The 18580-nt window shown below is 56.4% G+C and carries 18 protein-coding genes; 10 read left to right on the top strand and 8 right to left on the bottom strand.

Going from position 1 to position 18580, the window contains the following annotated elements; translation table 11 throughout:
* Positions 1 to 7 precede the first annotated feature (7 nt).
* Positions 8 to 493, bottom strand: coding sequence for an Hcp family type VI secretion system effector (locus tag AAH446_RS17945; protein WP_342908041.1), 486 nt, complete (start codon positions 491 to 493; stop codon positions 8 to 10).
* A 562-nt stretch (positions 494 to 1055) separates the two neighbouring features.
* Between AAH446_RS17945 and AAH446_RS17940 the strand changes: the two genes are divergently transcribed.
* Entirely contained in the window at positions 1056 to 1394 is a 339-nt protein-coding gene (locus AAH446_RS17940) for a zinc ribbon domain-containing protein YjdM (RefSeq protein WP_342908040.1), read from the top strand.
* A gap of 112 nt (positions 1395 to 1506) precedes the next feature.
* On the opposite strand, the gene AAH446_RS17935 is transcribed toward AAH446_RS17940, so the two are convergent.
* Positions 1507 to 1908 (bottom strand): HMG-box domain-containing protein, encoded by a 402-nt coding sequence (locus AAH446_RS17935; RefSeq protein ID WP_342908039.1) that lies wholly within the window; start codon positions 1906 to 1908, stop codon positions 1507 to 1509.
* Between the two features lie 280 nt (positions 1909 to 2188).
* Here AAH446_RS17935 and AAH446_RS17930 point away from each other — a divergent pair, with 280 nt between their 5' ends.
* On the top strand, positions 2189 to 2806 hold the full coding sequence (locus tag AAH446_RS17930; RefSeq protein WP_342908038.1) for a trimeric intracellular cation channel family protein: 618 nt from the start codon (positions 2189 to 2191) through the stop codon (positions 2804 to 2806).
* Here AAH446_RS17930 and ligB read toward each other — a convergent pair.
* Positions 2781 to 4472, bottom strand: a complete 1692-nt coding sequence (gene ligB, locus AAH446_RS17925; RefSeq protein WP_342908037.1) for an NAD-dependent DNA ligase LigB — start codon at positions 4470 to 4472, stop codon at positions 2781 to 2783. The two genes, AAH446_RS17930 and ligB, sit on opposite strands and share 26 nt — an antisense overlap.
* A 253-nt stretch (positions 4473 to 4725) precedes the next feature.
* Between ligB and gmk the strand changes: the two genes are divergently transcribed.
* The 5 genes from gmk to recG are packed head-to-tail and all read left to right on the top strand — an operon-like array spanning position 4726 to position 10604.
* Positions 4726 to 5349 carry a guanylate kinase gene (gmk, locus tag AAH446_RS17920; protein ID WP_342908036.1) on the top strand — a complete coding sequence of 208 codons (624 nt, stop codon included), beginning with the start codon at positions 4726 to 4728 and terminating at the stop codon, positions 5347 to 5349.
* A 53-nt stretch (positions 5350 to 5402) separates the two neighbouring features.
* Positions 5403 to 5678 (top strand): DNA-directed RNA polymerase subunit omega, encoded by a 276-nt coding sequence (gene rpoZ, locus AAH446_RS17915; RefSeq protein ID WP_342908035.1) that lies wholly within the window; start codon positions 5403 to 5405, stop codon positions 5676 to 5678.
* Positions 5679 to 5700: 22 nt separating this feature from the next.
* Positions 5701 to 7824 (top strand): bifunctional GTP diphosphokinase/guanosine-3',5'-bis pyrophosphate 3'-pyrophosphohydrolase, encoded by a 2124-nt coding sequence (gene spoT / locus AAH446_RS17910; RefSeq protein ID WP_342908034.1) that lies wholly within the window; start codon positions 5701 to 5703, stop codon positions 7822 to 7824.
* 3 nt (positions 7825 to 7827) lie between these two features.
* On the top strand, positions 7828 to 8526 hold the full coding sequence (gene trmH, locus AAH446_RS17905; RefSeq protein ID WP_342908033.1) for a tRNA (guanosine(18)-2'-O)-methyltransferase TrmH: 699 nt from the start codon (positions 7828 to 7830) through the stop codon (positions 8524 to 8526).
* The gene (gene recG, locus AAH446_RS17900) at positions 8523 to 10604 is read left to right on the top strand and encodes an ATP-dependent DNA helicase RecG (RefSeq protein WP_342908032.1); all 2082 of its coding nucleotides are present in this window, start codon (positions 8523 to 8525) and stop codon (positions 10602 to 10604) included. The genes trmH and recG overlap by 4 nt, the downstream gene beginning before the upstream one ends.
* 2 nt (positions 10605 to 10606) lie before the next feature.
* On the opposite strand, the gene AAH446_RS17895 is transcribed toward recG, so the two are convergent.
* Complete coding sequence (locus tag AAH446_RS17895; RefSeq protein ID WP_342908031.1) at positions 10607 to 11272, bottom strand: SDR family oxidoreductase; 666 nt, start codon at positions 11270 to 11272, stop codon at positions 10607 to 10609.
* A gap of 176 nt (positions 11273 to 11448) precedes the next feature.
* Between AAH446_RS17895 and AAH446_RS17890 the strand changes: the two genes are divergently transcribed.
* From AAH446_RS17890 to rluF, 3 genes are all read left to right on the top strand, one after another.
* On the top strand, positions 11449 to 12837 hold the full coding sequence (locus tag AAH446_RS17890; RefSeq protein WP_342908030.1) for a nucleobase:cation symporter-2 family protein: 1389 nt from the start codon (positions 11449 to 11451) through the stop codon (positions 12835 to 12837).
* Between the two features lie 130 nt (positions 12838 to 12967).
* Positions 12968 to 14650 carry an AsmA family protein gene (locus AAH446_RS17885; protein ID WP_342908029.1) on the top strand — a complete coding sequence of 561 codons (1683 nt, stop codon included), beginning with the start codon at positions 12968 to 12970 and terminating at the stop codon, positions 14648 to 14650.
* A gap of 102 nt (positions 14651 to 14752) precedes the next feature.
* Entirely contained in the window at positions 14753 to 15622 is an 870-nt protein-coding gene (gene rluF / locus AAH446_RS17880; protein ID WP_342908028.1) for a 23S rRNA pseudouridine(2604) synthase RluF, read from the top strand.
* A 7-nt stretch (positions 15623 to 15629) separates the two neighbouring features.
* Here rluF and fabY read toward each other — a convergent pair whose 3' ends face one another.
* Genes fabY through yihX form a run of 4 tightly spaced genes read right to left on the bottom strand, consistent with a single transcriptional unit; the run spans position 15630 to position 18528 of the window.
* Positions 15630 to 16568, bottom strand: a complete 939-nt coding sequence (gene fabY, locus AAH446_RS17875; protein ID WP_342908027.1) for a fatty acid biosynthesis protein FabY — start codon at positions 16566 to 16568, stop codon at positions 15630 to 15632.
* Between the two features lie 56 nt (positions 16569 to 16624).
* Positions 16625 to 17062 (bottom strand): D-aminoacyl-tRNA deacylase, encoded by a 438-nt coding sequence (gene dtd, locus AAH446_RS17870; protein WP_342908026.1) that lies wholly within the window; start codon positions 17060 to 17062, stop codon positions 16625 to 16627.
* Positions 17059 to 17931, bottom strand: a complete 873-nt coding sequence (locus AAH446_RS17865) for a virulence factor BrkB family protein (RefSeq protein ID WP_342908025.1) — start codon at positions 17929 to 17931, stop codon at positions 17059 to 17061. The genes dtd and AAH446_RS17865 overlap by 4 nt, the downstream gene beginning before the upstream one ends.
* Positions 17932 to 18528, bottom strand: coding sequence for a glucose-1-phosphatase (yihX, locus tag AAH446_RS17860; protein ID WP_342908024.1), 597 nt, complete (start codon positions 18526 to 18528; stop codon positions 17932 to 17934).
* Between the last annotated feature and the right edge of the window lie 52 nt (positions 18529 to 18580).

Genomic DNA, 18580 nt, shown 5'->3' with positions numbered 1-18580 from the left:
CTACCGCCTACCCTGTTACGCGCTCGTTCCATGCGTCAGTAAACTGGATGTTCCCGTCAAGATAACGCCAGGTGATTTTAGCGTACCGCATCTGAACCTGCTCAAGATGCCCTACGTTGGTCACGGTTTTAGTATCATGCATCATCGGGGTTACCGATACGATTTTCACACCTTCAAGCATCATGTTGTAATACTCGACCTCCTGCCCCGCGTCATTAATCCGATACCATTTAAATTCGGCACTGGAAAGCGTCTGTCCTGTCGCTACGGCTTTAAACAGGTACGGAGAGGATCTATCAAATTCTTTTTCAAAAACCAGCGCCCCATGCACACGGGTGCCCGTTAGTTTCCCAGTGTTTCCATCGGTAGGAATGTACAGATTATGGCTAAATGACGTGACCTCTATAGACTGCTCGCGGTCCTGCACATCCGCAGAACCTTTGATAAGTGCACCGCCATCGTCTTTCAGGAAAAGATAAGTTGGAATGGCCATCGCTTAATAATCCCTTATATTCTTTATGGATAATTCACGGGCAAGTCTAAGCCGTTGCTTGTGAGCAGTAAATAAACAAATGCGACAGGTCGCCATATTCCCGTCACGCTCACAGGCGCTGGCACATCCCTTCCTGCGCGGCCAAAACCGGGCGGCCCGCTGGTGACGAGTGGGGGTAAAGTCATTTTCTGGTGCATCATTTCGCCCGTAGGCCGCATCGCATAAGGGATTGGGGTATTTCCAACACCCGGCCAGAATGATTTTTCCTGCACAAAAGCAATCAAATTTTGCACGGGAATGATTTCAGACTGTATGCAAATGACTGAATTATGATGTTGGCAGGCATTTTAAACCCGGTTTAAGCCGCATTTATCACCCGCTTTGATGGACACCAGCGACTACAAGGCATAGACGTCATTACTCCACATTCAGATCCATGCTCTCACAGAACTTCAGGCTTCACCCCTAACCCGCCTTACAGCGGGTTTTTTATTGTAGGTTTGCCCGCCGTACCAGGCTAAAATGCCCCCTGTTTTTTTATGGATAATTTTTGAGGCTCATTATGCAAACTCTTCCTCCCTGCCCTGAATGCCACTCCGCATTTACCTGGCAGGATGGCGCACTCTTTAACTGCCCGGAGTGCGGGCACGTCTGGTCTGAAGGTTCCGAAGCGGCTGCGGACGACACGCTGGTGGTGAAGGATGCTAACGGCAACCTGCTGGCCGATGGCGATAGCGTGACGGTCATTAAAGATCTGAAGGTGAAAGGCAGCTCCACGCCGCTGAAAATTGGCACAAGAGTGAAAAGCATCCGCCTGGTCGAAGGCGATCATAACATTGACTGTAAAATTGATGGCTTTGGCCCGATGAAGCTTAAATCGGAGTTTGTGAAGAAAAACTGATCCCTCTTTTCGGGTGCCTCTCTTCCGGGGCGGGCTGAGCGCCAGCCCGCCGCCAGAATGGCGTTGCCCGCCAGTCGTGGCCAGCTTCACGAGCAGAGGCTGGCGGCAGACATTATTCATAAGCCGCCGCCGCCTCTGCCGTTATCAGCTTCATTTTGACAAGCTGTAGGGCAATTGAGCGGGGTGAGCGCCCGAAGCGTTTTCCCAGCTCTGGAATGCTGTAGTCTCCGGTAACCTGCGCGGCGAGCTGCTGTTTCTCCTCTTCCTGCCAGGGCAGAAAGGCATTTTCGGGCCTGCCGGTTTGCCGGTTCTTCTGCCGCCGCTCTTCGGGCGTCAGCTTCACCTTTTGCCTGCGTTTAATCTGCCTGAAATGCATGCCGCTGAATTCATCAGCCAGTAAAAAAAGCAGCCTTATTGCCTCAGGCCGGTGAACCAGCGAGCCGGGTGGCAGTGGCTCACCCGTTTCAGGATGAACGCCACTGGCCAGAAGCCTGAACAATTCCGCAGCTGACATTATCGCTTCTCCTTGTTGTACTACATCCCTGGGATGGCTTACGGTGACAACCCCATTTATACATGATGAATTTTGAAGCCATAGCCTTGCCTTATCTAATCCTTCCGTTCACTTTCTGTGAATTATATTAATAAATTACAAATATTTATAAAATTAATCTATTTCACTATCATTTTTATGGATTAGAAAAACTAACTTCAAAACGCCTCTTTAAAAAAATTTCAGTCGCCAATGTCAGGCAGATGCTTCAGGCTTGGCGCCGGTTATTCAGGAGCTGGCTATGTTACTCACCGTTCTCTATATCATTGGCATCACGGCGGAAGCGATGACCGGCGCGCTGGCCGCAGGTCGCCGCAAGATGGATATGTTCGGCGTCATTATTATTGCCTCTGTCACCGCTATCGGCGGCGGTTCGGTCCGGGATATGGTGCTGGGCCACTATCCGCTTAGCTGGGTACAGCACCCTGTCTATATCATGATTGTGGCCGCTGCCGCCGTTATCACTACCCAGCTCGCCCCGCTGATGACGCATCTGCGTAAAGCCTTTCTGGTTCTGGATGCCCTGGGGCTGGTCGTCTTCTCCATTATTGGTGCCAGAGTCGCCCTGGATATGGGCCACGCCTCCATCATTGCCGCAATCTGCGCCGTCATTACCGGCGTTTTCGGCGGCGTGCTTCGTGATATGTTCTGCAACCGCATTCCGCTGGTTTTTCAGAAAGAGATTTATGCAGGTATCGCCTTCGCTTCAGGCTGGATTTATATCCTGCTGCTGAAAACGCCGCTCTCGCATGAAACCATCATCATTACGACATTGTTATGCGGCTTTATCGCCCGCCTTCTGGCGCTGCGGTTTAAGCTGGGCCTGCCCGTTTTTAATTACCCGCATGACGATCACTGAGCCGGGGAACCTGCGCCGCCGCTAACCAGTCGATCAGTTTCCTGACCTGCTCACTCGCCAGAAACGCGGTGATTTTCTGCGCCAGTCGTGGTCCGACTCCCGGTAACTGCTGCCAGGCGGCCTCTGTTCTGGCAAGCAGCGTCTGCCACCCCTCATCGCTGAGCGCATTCAGTGCTTCTTCGGGGATTGGAACACCCAGCGCCTTCACCCAACGTTTGAAAGATTGCTGCGGGCTGAGGGAAAACTGGTGATAAAGCTGCCCGGCCCGACGCGCATTGATACCCGGTGCTTTTTCCAGGTCTGACGGGGAAAGTGTTAACCATGAGAAGAGGTGTTCAAGCAGACCCGCCTGCATCAGGCGCTGCCAGGTGGCGCGGCTGACGCCCGGCATGTTTACCCCCTCCGGGCTGCTCAGCCAGACGAGCCGGGCCAGCAACTGTTCGCGACAGCCTGGCGTAAAATAAAAACAGGTCTGTGCATTGTATGCTGTCGCGTCCGGTACCGACACCGGGGGACGTTCGACCACTCGCCAGATAACCTCATCCAGGCGCGGTATGCCCTGGCCTGCCAGACTCAGCGTAACGCGATCGCCGGGCAGGATATCCATCTGCTGCCAGCGTCGTAACGAGCCCACGCTGACACGACTGACTTTTTTATCATCCAGCTGTACCGGATCCAGATTAAGTACCGCGCTGATTTTTCCCGTACGTCCCGTGCTGAACGAGACGGAACGCACGTTGCCGATCGCCTTCGCCGGCGGGTATTTCCAGGCCACGGCCCAGTCTCCGTTGCCCGGCATCCAGTGTTCTCCCTTAACGGGCGCGCTGTGAATGACCACACCGTCCGTAGCGAAGGGCAGTTTCTGGCGGAACCAGCGCTCGCGCCAGCCTTCAACCTCACCGGCATTCGCGACGGGTTTACTCCAGTCAGCCGCAAGCGTAAACCCCGCCGCCCGGAGCTGTAGGTTTCTTTCATGCAGCGATAGCGGACCGTCTGGCCACGCCCAGATAAATATGCCTGTCTGGCTGAGTATTGTCCGGTTGTCATTTCGCCGCATTGCGCCTGCAACAACTGACCGGGCGTTGCCACCTCCCTGAATGGCCTGCTGGTGATCGTTCATCTTCAGAAAGAGTTCCCCTTGCAGCACAAGCGAGGGATTTTTAAGCGGAATAGACTGAGGGATGGCGGGGATCAGATGCGCTTTCGCCGTCCAGTCTTCACCGCGAAGACCGTTGCCCCGACTAATCAGGCTGATAAGCTTTCCCTGCCGGTAATGGAGCGTCACCGCCACGCCGTCCACCTTCGGCTGAACCCAGAGATCGCGCTTATTTTCCATCCAGCGCGTGACGGCCTCTTTATCCGCAAGCTTGCGGACGCCCGCGTGCGCCACGGGGTGAAGACGCTTTCCGCCTTCAGGCAGTACGGGCTGACGAAGCGGCATCTCTGGCCGGAAGCAGCGCTGCCAGGTATGGAATATTTTTTCGAGAGCATCGTAGCGTTCGTCAGTCACGACGCTCACGCCTTTCCTGTAGTAGGCGTCGTCCCAGCCTTTTAGCTTCTGCTCAAGCGCGGTCAGTTCCTGACTGGCCCTGGCTGGTGTCCAGACGGGACACTGCGCCCGGACGCTCAGGCAAAAACATGCCAGAAGTAGTGCTATGTAACGCATCCCTGTCCCTCCCTCTGTCTCCTCAGGACATTAAAAAGAAAGGAAGCGCGTCCGGCGAGCCCTAAAGTTGAAAAATGGAAAGCGGCGCGAGAAAAGAAGCTGACAGCGCTGCAACAGGACATAAATAGCGGAAGAAGCATGCCAGTTAATGAGAAATCGTGTCGCCATATGCCTGAAACGCTGCATGATGAGCCTTACCCGTGTATACTGTGCAAGAATCAGACTCCGCTTTATTGGCATATCAAGAATTATCATGGCTCAAGGCACACTTTTTATTGTTTCTGCTCCCAGCGGCGCGGGTAAATCCAGCCTGATTACGGCGCTGCTGAAAACGCAGCCGCTGTACGATACGCAGGTTTCGGTTTCCCATACCACAAGGGATATGCGTCCCGGCGAGCAGCACGGCGAACACTACTTCTTCGTCAAGCATGACGAATTCCGCGGCATGATTAAGGAAGAGGCTTTCCTGGAACATGCGGAAGTATTTGGCAACTATTACGGCACTTCCCGCAAGGCAATTGAGCAGGTGCTTTCTACCGGCGTTGATGTTTTTCTGGATATTGACTGGCAGGGCGCCCAGCAGATCCGGGATAAAATGCCGCAGGCGCGCACCATTTTTGTGCTGCCGCCGTCAAGGGAAGAGCTCGATCGTCGTCTCAGAGGTCGTGGGCAGGATAGCGAAGAGGTTATCGCCCGCCGCATGGCGCAGGCCGTTGCGGAAATGAGCCACTATGCCGAGTACGATTACCTTATTGTGAATGATGATTTCGATCTGGCGCTGTCCGATCTGAAAACCATCATTCGCGCTGAGCGGCTGCGCATGGGTCGTCAAAAAGCCCGGCACGATGCATTAATCAGCAAACTATTGGCAGACTGAGGACAACTCAGTATGATGCCCAGTCATTTCTTCTCCCGTGGAGTATCACAATTATGGCACGCGTAACCGTACAGGACGCAGTAGAAAAAATTGGTAACCGTTTTGACCTCGTTCTGGTCGCAGCACGTCGTGCGCGTCAGATGCAGGTAGGCGGTAAAGATCCGCTGGTTCCGGAAGAAAACGATAAATCTACCGTTATCGCCCTGCGCGAGATCGAAGAAGGTTTGATCACTAATAAAATTCTGGACGTGCGCGATCGCCAGGAACAGCAGGAGCAGGAAGCCGCTGAACTCCAGGCCGTGACCGCTATCGCTGAAGGTCGTCGTTAATCACCCGCCGGTAGGCTCGCCCTTGTATCTGTTCGAAAGTCTCAATCAGCTGATTGAAAAATACTTGCCTGAGGACCAGATTAAGCGCCTCAAGCAAGCGTATCTCGTTGCACGTGATGCCCACGAGGGACAGACGCGCTCCAGCGGTGAGCCTTATATCACCCATCCGGTCGCCGTCACCTGTATCCTGGCTGAAATGAAGCTCGACTATGAAACTCTCATGGCCGCGCTTCTGCATGACGTTATCGAAGACACCCCCGCCACCTATCAGGATATGGAGCAGCTGTTTGGTAAAAGCGTTGCTGAACTGGTGGAGGGTGTCTCCAAGCTTGATAAGCTGAAATTCCGCGATAAAAAAGAAGCCCAGGCGGAAAACTTCCGCAAAATGATCATGGCGATGGTGCAGGATATTCGCGTGATCCTGATTAAGCTGGCCGACAGGACGCACAACATGCGCACGCTCGGTTCGCTTCGTCCGGATAAACGTCGCCGCATCGCGCTGGAAACGCTGGAGATCTACAGTCCTCTGGCGCATCGTCTGGGTATTCACCACCTTAAAACTGAACTGGAAGAGCTCGGTTTCGAGGCGCTCTACCCTAACCGTTACCGTGTCATTAAAGAAGTGGTGAAAGCCGCCCGCGGCAACCGTAAAGAGATGATTCAGAAGATCCTTTCTGAAATTGACGGGCGTTTGCAGGAAGCCGATATCGCCTGTCGCGTCAGCGGCAGGGAAAAGCACCTCTACTCCATCTACTGCAAGATGCACCTGAAAGAGCAGCGCTTCCATTCGATCATGGATATCTATGCTTTCCGGGTCATTGTGCGTGATGTTGATACCTGCTACCGCGTGCTGGGTCAGATGCACAGCCTCTATAAGCCTCGTCCTGGCCGGGTAAAAGATTATATCGCCATCCCCAAGGCGAACGGCTATCAGTCCCTGCATACTTCGATGATAGGCCCGCACGGCGTGCCGGTCGAAGTCCAGATCCGTACCGAAGATATGGATCAGATGGCGGAAATGGGGGTTGCAGCGCACTGGGCCTATAAGGAACAGGGTGAGACCGGCACAACGGCGCAGATCCGCGCTCAGCGCTGGCTGCAAAGCCTGCTTGAGCTGCAGCAGAGCGCCGGAAGCTCCTTTGAATTCATTGAAAGCGTGAAGTCCGATCTCTTCCCGGACGAAATTTACGTTTTCACCCCGGAAGGCCGTATCGTTGAGCTGCCTGCGGGCGCCACGCCGGTCGATTTTGCCTATGCGGTACATACCGACATCGGCCATGCCTGCGTCGGCGCACGCGTCGATCGCCAGCCCTATCCGCTGTCGCAGCCGCTAACCAGCGGACAGACGGTTGAGATCATTACGGCACCGGGCGCGCGTCCGAATGCGGCATGGCTCAACTTTGTCGTCAGTTCCAAGGCGCGGGCGAAAATTCGTCAGCTGCTGAAGAACCTGAAGCGGGATGACTCCGTCAGCCTTGGTCGTCGCCTGCTTAACCACACGCTGGGCGGCAGCCGCAAACTGGCCGAAATTCCGCCGGAAAACCTTCAGCGTGAGCTGGAGCGGATGAAGCTGGCCACGCTGGACGATCTGCTGGCGGAAATCGGCCTTGGCAACGCCATGAGCGTGGTGGTCGCGAAAAACCTTCAGCAGAGCGAACAGTCAACGCCTGCCGCCATCTCGTCGCCTTCCGCGTCGCGCAGCAAGCTGCCGATCAAAGGAGCAGACGGCGTGCTGATCACGTTCGCCAAGTGCTGCCGTCCGATTCCGGGCGATCCCATTGTGGCGCACGTCAGCCCCGGCAAGGGACTGGTGGTACACCATGAATCCTGTCGTAATATCCGCGGCTACCAGAAAGAGCCTGAGAAATTTATGGCCGTCGAATGGGATAAAGTGACCTCCGAGCAGGAGTTCGTGGCGGAAATTAAGGTGGATATGTTCAACCATCAGGGGGCACTGGCTAACCTGACGGCGGCGATTAACACCGCCAAATCCAATATCCAGAGCCTGAATACGGAAGAAAAAGATGGGCGTGTTTACAGTGCCTTTATCCGTCTGACGGCCCGTGACCGTGTTCATCTGGCCAATATTATGCGTAAAATCCGCGTAATGCCGGATGTGATTAAAGTTCACCGTAACCGAAACTGACGTATGAATGCCCAACGCTATGCCCGCATCTGTGAAATGTTGGCCGCCCGTCAGCACGATCTGACCGTCTGCATGGAGCAGGTCCATAAGCCGCACAACGTCTCCGCCGTGATCCGCACGGCGGATGCCGTTGGCGTCCATGAGGTTCATGCCGTCTGGCCCGGCAGCCGGATGCGTACCATGGTTTCTTCCGCCGCCGGCAGCAACAGCTGGGTACAGGTGAAAACGCACCGCACCATCGTCGATGCGGTCAGCCATCTTAAAAGCCAGGATATGCAAATCCTGGCTACCCACCTTTCCGATACCGCTGTCGATTTCCGCGAAATTGACTACACCCGTCCGACCTGTATTTTGATGGGTCAGGAAAAAACCGGCATCACCCAGGAAGCCCTTGCGCTGGCCGATCGGGACATCATTATCCCGATGGTGGGCATGGTGCAGTCACTGAACGTTTCTGTCGCCTCTGCGCTGATCCTCTATGAAGCCCAGCGTCAGCGTCAGAACGCCGGTATGTATCAGCATAAAAGCAGTTCGCTTCCCTACAGCGAACAGCAACGCCTGCTTTTCGAAGGGGGCTATCCGGTACTGGCGAGAGTGGCGAAACATAAAGGCCTGCCCTACCCGGAAATTAACGACCGCGGCGAAGTGGTCGCCGATCCTGACTGGTGGGCAACCATGCAAGCTTCGGTGCGGAAAAAATGAAGGGCCGCCTGCTGGATGCCGTTCCGCTGAACTCGCTTTCCGGCGTTGGCGCAAGCCAGGCGGGCAAGCTGGCAAAGCTGGGTCTGGGCACCGTGCAGGATCTGCTGTTACATCTCCCGCTTCGTTACGAAGACCGCACTCAGCTGTACGCCATTAACGATCTTCTGCCTGATATCTACGCCACGGTGGAAGGCGAAGTGCTGCACAGCGATATTACCTTTGGCCGCCGCCGTATGCTGACCTGCCAGATCAGCGACGGCACCGGTATCCTTACCCTCCGCTTTTTCAACTTCAATGCGGGCATGAAAAACAGCCTGGCGCCCGGCCGCCGCGTCACCGCCTATGGCGAGATCAAGCGGGGCCAGCGCGGCGCAGAAATCATCCATCCTGAATACCGCGTTCAGGGAGATAACAGCGTGGTGGAGCTTCAGGAAACCCTGACGCCGGTCTATTCCACCACCGAAGGCATCCGTCAGGCGACCCTGCGCAATCTCACCGACCAGGCGCTTACGCTGCTGGAAACCTGCCCGATTGCGGAGCTGCTGCCGCCTGAGCTGAGCCAGGGGATGATCAGCCTTCCCGAAGCGCTGCGTACGCTTCATCGTCCGCCGCCGGATATGGCGCTGGCCGATCTGGATAGCGGGAAGCATCCGGCCCAGCGCCGGCTGATTATGGAAGAACTGCTGGCACATAACCTCAGCATGCTGGCGGTTCGCGCGGGTGCACAGCGATATCACGCGCTGCCGATGCCCGCACGACACGATCTGAGCAATAAGCTGCTCGCTACATTACCGTTCAGCCCTACCGCCGCCCAAAGCCGTGTGGTGCGTGAAATTGAGCAGGATCTGACGCACGACTATCCTATGATGCGGCTGGTTCAGGGCGATGTGGGATCGGGGAAAACGCTGGTTGCCGCGCTGACGGCGCTAAATGTGATCGCGTATGGCAAACAGGTCGCCCTGATGGCACCGACCGAGCTGCTCGCCGAACAGCATGCCAGTAATTTCCGTCAGTGGTTTGCGCCTCTGGGTATTGAAGTGGGCTGGCTGGCCGGTAAACAGAAAGGGAAAGCGCGCCAGGCACAGCAGGAGGCGATTGCTGCCGGGCAGGTTTCGATGATCGTGGGCACCCACGCCATTTTTCAGGAGCAGGTGCAGTTTAACGGGCTGGCGCTGGTCATTATCGACGAGCAGCACCGTTTCGGCGTCCACCAGCGTCTGGCTTTGTGGGAAAAGGGAGAGGAGCAGGGATTTCATCCCCATCAGCTGATCATGACGGCCACGCCGATCCCCCGCACGCTCGCAATGACGGCCTACGCCGATCTGGATACCTCGACCATCGACGAGCTGCCGCCGGGCAGAACGCCGGTAACCACCGTCGCCATCCCTGATACGCGCCGGGCGGACATTATTGAACGCGTTAAGAATGCCTGCAGCGGCGAAGGCCGTCAGGCCTACTGGGTGTGTACGCTGATTGAAGAATCCGAACAGCTTGAGGCACAGGCCGCAGAAGCCTCATGGGAAGAGCTGAAGCTGGCGCTGCCTGAGTTGACGGTTGGCCTGGTACATGGCCGCATGAAACCTGCTGAGAAGCAGGCGGTGATGCAGGCGTTCAAACAGGGCGACATTCACCTGCTTGTGGCCACCACGGTCATTGAAGTGGGAGTGGACGTCCCCAACGCCAGCCTGATGATTATTGAGAATCCGGAACGCCTTGGGCTGGCGCAGCTTCACCAGCTGCGTGGCCGGGTAGGCCGCGGCTCCGTCGCCTCACACTGCGTGCTGCTCTATAAGGCACCACTGAGTAAAACCGCCCAGAAACGGCTTCAGGTGCTGCGGGACAGCACCGATGGCTTCGTGATCGCCCAGTGCGACCTGGAAATTCGCGGTCCTGGCGAGCTGCTTGGCACCCGGCAAACCGGCAACGCCGAGTTTAAGGTTGCCGATCTGCTGCGCGATCAGGCCATGATCCCTGAAGTACAGCGGGTCGCCCGGCACATCCACCAGCATTATCCGGAACAGGCTCAGGCACTGATCGAGCGCTGGCTGCCGGAAACGGAGCGCTATACCAATGCCTGAGGTTACTGCCCGCTAAAAGCGGCCATGCTGCCCACGGCATCCCCAATCGCCTGCTCTCCAGAGGTCAGTTCGATAATGACCCGTTTCACCTGGGGCTGTTCAATAAGGCTATGCAGTACCGCCGCTACGTCTTCGCGGGGCACGGTTCCGTAAGGAATAGCCAGCCCCATCCGTACTTTTCCGTTCCCCGGCTCATTGACCAGGGTGCCCGGCCGCAGGATGACCCACTCCAGCGGCGTTGCCGCCAGCATAACGTCAGCCTGTTTTTTGACCCGCATATAGTGCTCAAACGTGGGTGACACCGTCTTACCGCGTCCGGCCTCCGGAAAGGCAGAGACAAGAAGAAACCGGCTGATGCCTGCCAGCATGGCGGCTTCAGTGGCAAAACGCGCGCCCCGTCCGTCAATACCATCTGTCAGATCGACGCCAGCGCCGCCGGCCCCGGCGGAGAAGACCACGATATCGCATCCGCGCATTGTTTCGGCCAGCCTTTCACTGCTGGTGTTCAGCAAATCGCCATTAACGGGGGTCACTCCATCCGCCACTAACTCATCCGCCTGTGAATCCTGACGATGCAGTCCGGTAACGTGATGACCCGCATTAACCAGGCGCTTCCTGAGCTGTCGCCCTACGCCACCCGTTGCACCTATAAGAAATACCCGGCTCATTTCTACCTCACATTCGTTATCTATTAATCCATGAGACTGTTCAGCCGATTGTAGCCGCTTCCCTTTCCCTGCGCTGAACATCAGAGGTCATTCAGGCACGCTGTCTGACTGCAAACGATTGCTTTTGGCTGACAGAAGATTAAAATCGCCACTTTGTTCGCCAGGGAACCGTGAGAATGTCCGTTAATACCTCCGATGCTGAAGCCGCCCGTAGCCCTGCTTCTGTCACCAACAGTGAGCTTATCTACCGTCTCGAAGATCGCCCGCCGCTGCCGCAGACGCTGTTTGCCGCCTGCCAGCATCTGCTGGCGATGTTTGTGGCGGTCATTACGCCAGCGCTGCTTATCTGTCAGGCGCTGGGGCTGCCCGCCCAGGATACACAGCATATTATCAGCATGTCGCTGTTCGCCTCCGGCGTGGCGTCGATTCTGCAAATCAAAACCTGGGGGCCGGTGGGCTCGGGCCTGTTGTCGATTCAGGGCACCAGTTTTAACTTTGTCTCCCCGCTGATTATGGGCGGCCTCGCGCTGAAAAACGGCGGCGCGGACGTGCCAACAATGATGGCGGCCCTGTTCGGTACGCTGATGCTGGCGTCCTGTACGGAGATGCTGCTTTCACGCGTGCTGCATCTGGCCCGCCGCATCATCACGCCGCTGGTTTCTGGCATTGTGGTGATGATCATCGGCCTGTCGCTTATTCAGGTCGGACTAACCTCAATTGGCGGCGGTTTCGCGGCCATGAACGATCACACTTTCGGCGCGCCGAAAAACCTTCTGCTGGCAGGCGCCGTGCTGTTGGTGATTATTCTGCTCAACCGTCAGCGCAACCCTTACCTTCGCGTCGCCTCGCTGGTGATTGCCATGGCCGTCGGCTATCTGCTGGCCTGGGCGCTGGATATGCTGCCGGCGAGCCAGGCCGCGGTAAACGAGTCGCTGATTACGGTCCCTGTTCCGTTCTATTACGGACTGAGTATTGACTGGAATCTTTTGATTCCGCTGATGCTGGTCTTTATGGTGACCTCCCTGGAAACCATCGGGGATATCACCGCTACCTCTGACGTTTCCGAACAACCGGTCAGCGGCCCGCTCTATATGAAGCGTCTGAAAGGCGGCGTGCTGGCGAATGGCCTGAATTCGTTTGTTTCAGCGCTGTTTAACACCTTCCCTAACTCCTGCTTTGGTCAGAATAATGGCGTGATCCAGCTGACCGGCGTCGCCAGCCGTTACGTCGGTTTTGTCGTGGCGCTGATGCTGATCGTGCTGGGCCTCTTTCCGGCAGTCAGCGGATTTGTGCAGCATATTCCTGAACCCGTACTGGGCGGCGCAACGTTAGTGATGTTTGGCACCATCGCCGCTTCCGGCGTGCGTATCGTTTCGCGCGAGCCGCTGAACCGGCGGGCGATTATGATTATGGCGATCTCGCTGGCGGTCGGATTAGGCGTTTCTCAACAGCCGCTGATCCTGCAGTTCGCGCCTGAATGGCTGAAAACGCTGTTCTCATCCGGCATTGCCGCCGGCGGAATTACCGCCATCATTCTGAATCTTATCTTTCCACAGGAAAAATAAGCCCCTCCTGTGTCATTCTGGGTGCCTGCGACGGGCGGTCTGTGAACCGCCCGTCATCATCGACGGTTGAGCTTCAGTTTTAAATGAGGCATAACTCGCTCATGAATGGATGCTCACGGGAAAGGGTGCAATGAAATTACTTGGAAAAATTCTGCTTACGCTGCTGCTGGTGTTACTGCTTATCGTGGTCACGCTTTATGTGCTGCTGCAAACTCAGTGGGGCGCAGGATGGGTAAGCCGTGCCGTCACGCAGCACACAAGCTATCAGCTGGCCTTCAGCAAGCTGGAGCACAACTTTTCCGATCCTGCTCAACTCATCCTCAACGACGTTTCGTTTGGCCGCAAAGCTGCCCCGGCGCTGCTGGCTGCCCGTCACGTGACGCTGACGCTGAGCAGCGCCCAGTTTACTAAGCCCCACCATTTTGCCGCTATTCAGCTGGAAGAAGGTACGCTCAGGGTCACTGATAACGGCGTTCCCCTTCCCTTCGCGGCGGACAGGCTCCAGCTGATTAAGATGTCGGTTAACCGCCCTCAGGGCGAATTGCCCCTGGTCGCGCAGCAGGTTAACGGGGGCATCGTTCCCTGGCAGCCCGTTGCGGGAGACGTTATCGGAACGGATGCCAGCTTTCAGATGAGCGCGGACTCGCTGGAACTGAACGGTATCCCGGCCAGAAACGTGTTCTTGCAGGGACGCATCAGCAAACAGCAGCTGGTAATGAGTAACGTCGGGGCCGATGTGGCGCTGGGCTCGATCACCGCCAGCGCGCAGCGTGATGCCCGGGGCGCCTGGCAGGTGGCGAATCTGCGTCTCAACAGCATTCGCCTGCAAACCTCAGATTCCCTGTCCGGTTTTTTCTCGCCGCTGCGGCGTCTTCCCCCCGTCCACTTCGACCGTATTGATGTCACCGGGGCGCGGCTGGAAGGCGCAGACTGGGCCGTCACCGATCTTAATCTGGCGCTGAAAGATCTGACGCTGCGCAACGGCGAATGGGAAAGCGATGAGGGTTCACTGTCGATGAATGCCCGATCCTTCGTGAACGGTAGCCTGCAACTGAACGATCCAATCCTGAATATGACGTTCTCGCCTGAAGGCGTATCGCTCACCCAGTTCAGTTCACGCTGGGTCAACGGCCTGATCCGTACCTCCGGAAAATGGAACCGCAGCGACAAGAAACTGACCCTGGACGAGCTGGCGATTGCCGGGATCGAATATACGCTGCCGCTCAACTGGCGCGAGCGCTGGATGAAGCAGCTTCCCGAATGGCTTTCCGCCGTGGAAATCACCAGGTTTGAAGCGAACCGTAACCTGATCATCGATATCAATCCGGTATTTCCCTTCCAGATGACCGCCCTGGACGGCAGCGGCAAAAACCTGCTGCTTGCACGCCAGCGGCAGTGGGGGATCTGGTCAGGCAACCTCCGCTTTAACGCGGCCGAAGCCACATTTAACCGCGTCGATATGCGGCATCCATCTGTTGCACTCACCGCCGACGATAATATGATTAACGTGACGGAAATGAGTGCGTTTATCCAGGCGGGTATGGTGGAGAGTCTGGCAACGGTTTCCCAGCAGCCCCAGCGGGCGCTGTCGCTGACGCTACAGGGCCATGAAGTTCCGGTTAATCTGTTGCAGAATTGGGGCTGGCCGGAGGTGCCACTGAGCGACAAAGGAGAGCTGCGGTTAAAAATAACCGGAAGCCTGGCGGCAGAGACGGCGATGAAACCGACGGTGAACGGCATATTGTCGGTCTCCTCTGACGAAAAGTCCCTTGAGCAAAGGCTACAGGCAGGTCAGCTGGTTCCCGCGCCCTGAAATACCACCCGTGAAGGGGATTGCCTACAGGATGCAATGTGATCCCCTTATATTCGCAATGTCCCGCAGTTAGGGTATAGTCCGCTTTTTTACGGAGGAACTATGCTGACCAACTCATCCATTCGACTGAACAAATATATTGGCGAGAGCGGTATCTGCTCCCGTCGCGACGCCGATCGTTACATCGAACAGGGTAACGTATTTATCAACGGCAAACGGGCCGGGGTTGGCGCTCAGGTATTTGCCGGGGATGTGGTGAAGGTGAATGGTCAGCTTATTGAGCCGCGTAATGAAGAAGATTTGGTCTTTATCGCGCTGCATAAACCTGTGGGCATCATCTGTACCACGGAGGAAGGCGAGCGGGATAACATCGTGGATTTCGTCAACCACAGCAAGCGCGTCTTCCCGGTGGGGCGTCTCGATAAGGATTCTCAGGGACTGATATTTCTGACCAACCACGGCGATTTAGTGAATAAAATCCTGCGCGCCGGAAACGATCACGAAAAAGAGTATATCGTCACGGTTAACAAGCCGGTGACCGATGAGTTTATTCAGGGCCTCGGTGCAGGCGTGCCCATGCTGGGAACGGTGACCCGGAAATGCAAAGTGAAGAAAGAAGCGCCGTTCGCGTTTCGCATTACGCTGGTGCAGGGGCTTAATCGTCAGATCCGCCGCATGTGCAAACATTTTGACTATGAAGTCACCAGGCTTGAGCGTGTCCGCATCATGAACGTCAGCCTGAAAGGGCTGCCGCCGGGGGAGTGGCGCGACCTGACCGATGATGAGCTGATCGAGTTATTCCGGCTGATTGAGGACTCCTCGTCCGAGGAAAAACCAGCGCAAAAGGCGAAGGCCAAACCCGCCGCAGCGAAGAAACCTGCCGTCAGCGGGCCGAAAAGCAGTGAAAAAAGCGCCGCGCCGGCTGGCCGTAAGCGCTTTACCCAGCCGGGTCGTAAAAAGAAAGGGCGCTAAAACAGCGCTACTGCCCGGAGCCGCCCTCTTCGAGAGGGCCATCCGGGTCGGCAGGCAGAACGATATAAATCCCTTCAAAAACCGCCCCACAGACCTCATTGCCAAAAAGCTCGACTTCCAGCTGTACCCTCGCCTTGCGCCCCTGCGCCAGACGATCGAGATCGCCGCTGAGCGAGCCTAAGTCCGCCACGGCACCCGGCTTGCCGCTAATGGGGTGGCTGTAGCGAATGTGCGCGTCCGCCAGGATAATGGTCCCACCCAGATGACGCTCGCGCAGCAGCAGCCAGATCAGCCCCCAGCCGGTCAGCGTAGCCAGCGAGAAAAGGCTCCCGGCAAACAGGGTATGGTGAGGATTCTGGTTACCGTTTTCGGGCATCGTGGTGATAAATTTTTTGCCGGTATACTGAAGAATGCGCACGCCCATCTTTTCGCTGAGCGGAATATGGTCGTACCATGCCTGCTGAAGCTGTCCGCACCAGTCGCCGCGATGCAGAATGTCATCAAGCGTGATCACCGGCTTAATCATCAGAAAATGGCGCACCGGCGTCGTCTGCGGAACGGTAATTTCGCCCTGGTTGATGTAACCCAGCTTGGCAAAGAACGTCATCGCATCCTCACGGGCGCTGCATACCACGCGCTTGGCGCCTTCCTGCCGCGCAACGGATTCCAGCGTCATCGCCACCAGCGTACCTAATCCTTTGCCCTGGACGGAAGGATGCACCGCCAGAAAACGGATAGCGGCCTCATTTTCCGCATTGATGTATAAGCGGCCGACCGCCACCGGCTCGCCGCGTTCGTCCACCACCATCTGATGATGCGCCAGCGCGTCCCAGGCGTCCCGTTCGGACCCCATCGGCTGATGCAGGGGCTTTCTCAGCATTTCCCAGCGGAACTGGTAGTAGGTCTCCAGCTCTTCCGCTGTTTCAGGCACTCGAAGATGATACATAAAATGCTTCTCTCTTTCTGAACCCGCTACGCTGACCTGCCGTTCGCCCAACAGTCTCAAACCTGGAGCCAGAAGGTGACGGGGCCATCATTCACCAGCGCGACCTGCATATCGGCAGCAAACTGGCCTGTTTCAGTGGTAACGCCTTTCTCACGACAGCAGCCAATGAAATACGTATAGAGGCGTTCAGCTTCTGCCGGCTCCGCACCGCCCGAAAAGCCAGGGCGCATCCCTTTTTGCGTATCCGCCGCCAGGGTAAACTGCGACACCACCAGCACGCTGCCGCCAGCCTGCTGTACGTTAAGATTCATTTTGCCCTGCTCATCGCCAAAAATACGATAGCCCAGCACCCGCTCGCACAGCCGCTGCGCTTTTTGCTCATCATCGCCTTTTTCCACGCCGAGCAGTATCACCAACCCTGGCCCGATTTCACCGATGGTTTCTCCTGCCACCGTCACGCTGGCATTCAGCGCCCGTTGAATTAAGGCAATCATACTTCCTCTTTTTCTGATTTTTCTTCCTGCTGCTTCAGATGGCGGAAGTCGCCCAGCGTCGCGGCGATTTCGGCACCCAGTAAGACGATACACCAGGTCCAGTAAACCCACAAAAACAGCAGAGGGATGACCGCCAGCACGCCGTAGACCAACTGATACGAAGGGAACATCGTAACATAGAGCGCAAAAGCCTTTTTACCCAACTCAAACAGCAGACCGGCGACCAGCGCGCCAATCAAGGCATCACGGCCCGGCACCTGACGGGTTGGTACGATACTGTAGAGCAGCCAGAACGACAGCCATGACAGCAGCAGGGGGAAAATGCGCAACCCATAGTCTATCAGCCCACTGACGCCCGTCACGGATGCCCAGCGCAGCGACAGGAGATAAGAGCTGAGCGCCAGGCTGGCCCCGGCCAGCAATGGCCCCAGCGTCAGGATCATCCAGTAAACGGCCACGGAGTAGACCAGCGGCCTTTTTCGCTTACTCCGCCAGATAGTATTCAGCGCGCTGTCAATGGCGTACATCAGCAGCAGCGCGGTCACCACTAGCCCACAGGCCCCCACCGCCGTCATTCTATTAACGTTACCGATAAATTGTTCCAGATAGCTCTGGATGATGTTGCCGGAAGCAGGGACAAAGTTGCTGAAGATAAAGCTTTTCAGCTGGGTGCTGATATCAGCAAAAGCGGGAAAAGCAGCGAACAGGGCAAAGACGACGGCGACCAGGGGGACCAGAGAAAGTAAGGAAACGTAGGCAAGATTGCCTGCCAGCATGGTCATGCCATCTTCATCAATGCGCTGCCAGAGCAGTTTCAGCCAGGCCCAGAGGGTCCGCAGACGATGCCGGTAACGGTTAAACCTGCGCATTTAAATACGATCGCTGAAAAATGTGGGGACAACCGTCGCGTCGGTGACGTGTACGCTGTGGATACCGGATGCCCGTGCAGCCTCAATGTTCGCCAGATTATCATCCAGAAAAACCGCGTTCTCCGCCGCGACCTGTTCCTCCGCCAGCACGCGACGGAAGATCGCCGCTTCCGGCTTACGTAACCCCATCTCCTGCGACAGATAAATTTTGTCTGCGGCGCGTTCCACTTCAGGGTACTGGGTCGGCCACCAGGCGCAGTGCAGTTTGTTCGTATTGGAGAGAATTACCACACGGTCGCCCCGCTCACGCAGTTTATGCATGATCGCGAGCACTTCCGGCCTGACGCCAACGAACACCGCCTGCCAGCCAGCAGAAAACTGTTCGAAGCTGAGGGCAATATCCAGCTGTTCACACATCCTGGCGGCAAAAGCTTCGTCGCTGATTTCGCCGCGCTCGTGCTGCTCAAACTCCTCCCCCATCTGGAAGCGGCTTTGTAACGTTGCCAGAGGCACCCGGCCAAGATCGCTCCAGACTCCGAGAACCCGGTTGAAGTCAATATCGACAATGACGTTACCTAAATCAAAGATATACAGCATGGTCATCTCCTTTTGTGCCGGTGAGCTATTCACTCTAGCGGTAAATGTGGAG

This window comes from Erwinia psychrophila (assembly GCF_039023475.1).
GTDB lineage: Bacteria > Pseudomonadota > Gammaproteobacteria > Enterobacterales > Enterobacteriaceae > Erwinia.
This window is presented reverse-complemented; position numbering and strand designations above follow the sequence as displayed.

Bases quoted from the DNA above. Each gene is read 5' to 3' on its own strand.
- AAH446_RS17890 (WP_342908030.1), top strand. From the start codon at position 11,449: ATGTCCGTTAATACCTCCGATGCTGAAGCCGCCCGTAGCCCTGCTTCT.
- AAH446_RS17930 (WP_342908038.1), top strand. From the start codon at position 2,189: ATGTTACTCACCGTTCTCTATATCATTGGCATCACGGCGGAAGCGATG.
- rluF (WP_342908028.1), top strand. From the start codon at position 14,753: ATGCTGACCAACTCATCCATTCGACTGAACAAATATATTGGCGAGAGC.
- AAH446_RS17885 (WP_342908029.1), top strand. From the start codon at position 12,968: ATGAAATTACTTGGAAAAATTCTGCTTACGCTGCTGCTGGTGTTACTG.
- ligB (WP_342908037.1), bottom strand. From the start codon at position 4,472: ATGCGTTACATAGCACTACTTCTGGCATGTTTTTGCCTGAGCGTCCGG.
- trmH (WP_342908033.1), top strand. From the start codon at position 7,828: ATGAATGCCCAACGCTATGCCCGCATCTGTGAAATGTTGGCCGCCCGT.
- yihX (WP_342908024.1), bottom strand. From the start codon at position 18,528: ATGCTGTATATCTTTGATTTAGGTAACGTCATTGTCGATATTGACTTC.
- gmk (WP_342908036.1), top strand. From the start codon at position 4,726: ATGGCTCAAGGCACACTTTTTATTGTTTCTGCTCCCAGCGGCGCGGGT.
- recG (WP_342908032.1), top strand. From the start codon at position 8,523: ATGAAGGGCCGCCTGCTGGATGCCGTTCCGCTGAACTCGCTTTCCGGC.
- fabY (WP_342908027.1), bottom strand. From the start codon at position 16,568: ATGTATCATCTTCGAGTGCCTGAAACAGCGGAAGAGCTGGAGACCTAC.
- AAH446_RS17940 (WP_342908040.1), top strand. From the start codon at position 1,056: ATGCAAACTCTTCCTCCCTGCCCTGAATGCCACTCCGCATTTACCTGG.
- AAH446_RS17895 (WP_342908031.1), bottom strand. From the start codon at position 11,272: ATGAGCCGGGTATTTCTTATAGGTGCAACGGGTGGCGTAGGGCGACAG.
- rpoZ (WP_342908035.1), top strand. From the start codon at position 5,403: ATGGCACGCGTAACCGTACAGGACGCAGTAGAAAAAATTGGTAACCGT.
- AAH446_RS17945 (WP_342908041.1), bottom strand. From the start codon at position 493: ATGGCCATTCCAACTTATCTTTTCCTGAAAGACGATGGCGGTGCACTT.
- AAH446_RS17935 (WP_342908039.1), bottom strand. From the start codon at position 1,908: ATGTCAGCTGCGGAATTGTTCAGGCTTCTGGCCAGTGGCGTTCATCCT.
- AAH446_RS17865 (WP_342908025.1), bottom strand. From the start codon at position 17,931: ATGCGCAGGTTTAACCGTTACCGGCATCGTCTGCGGACCCTCTGGGCC.
- dtd (WP_342908026.1), bottom strand. From the start codon at position 17,062: ATGATTGCCTTAATTCAACGGGCGCTGAATGCCAGCGTGACGGTGGCA.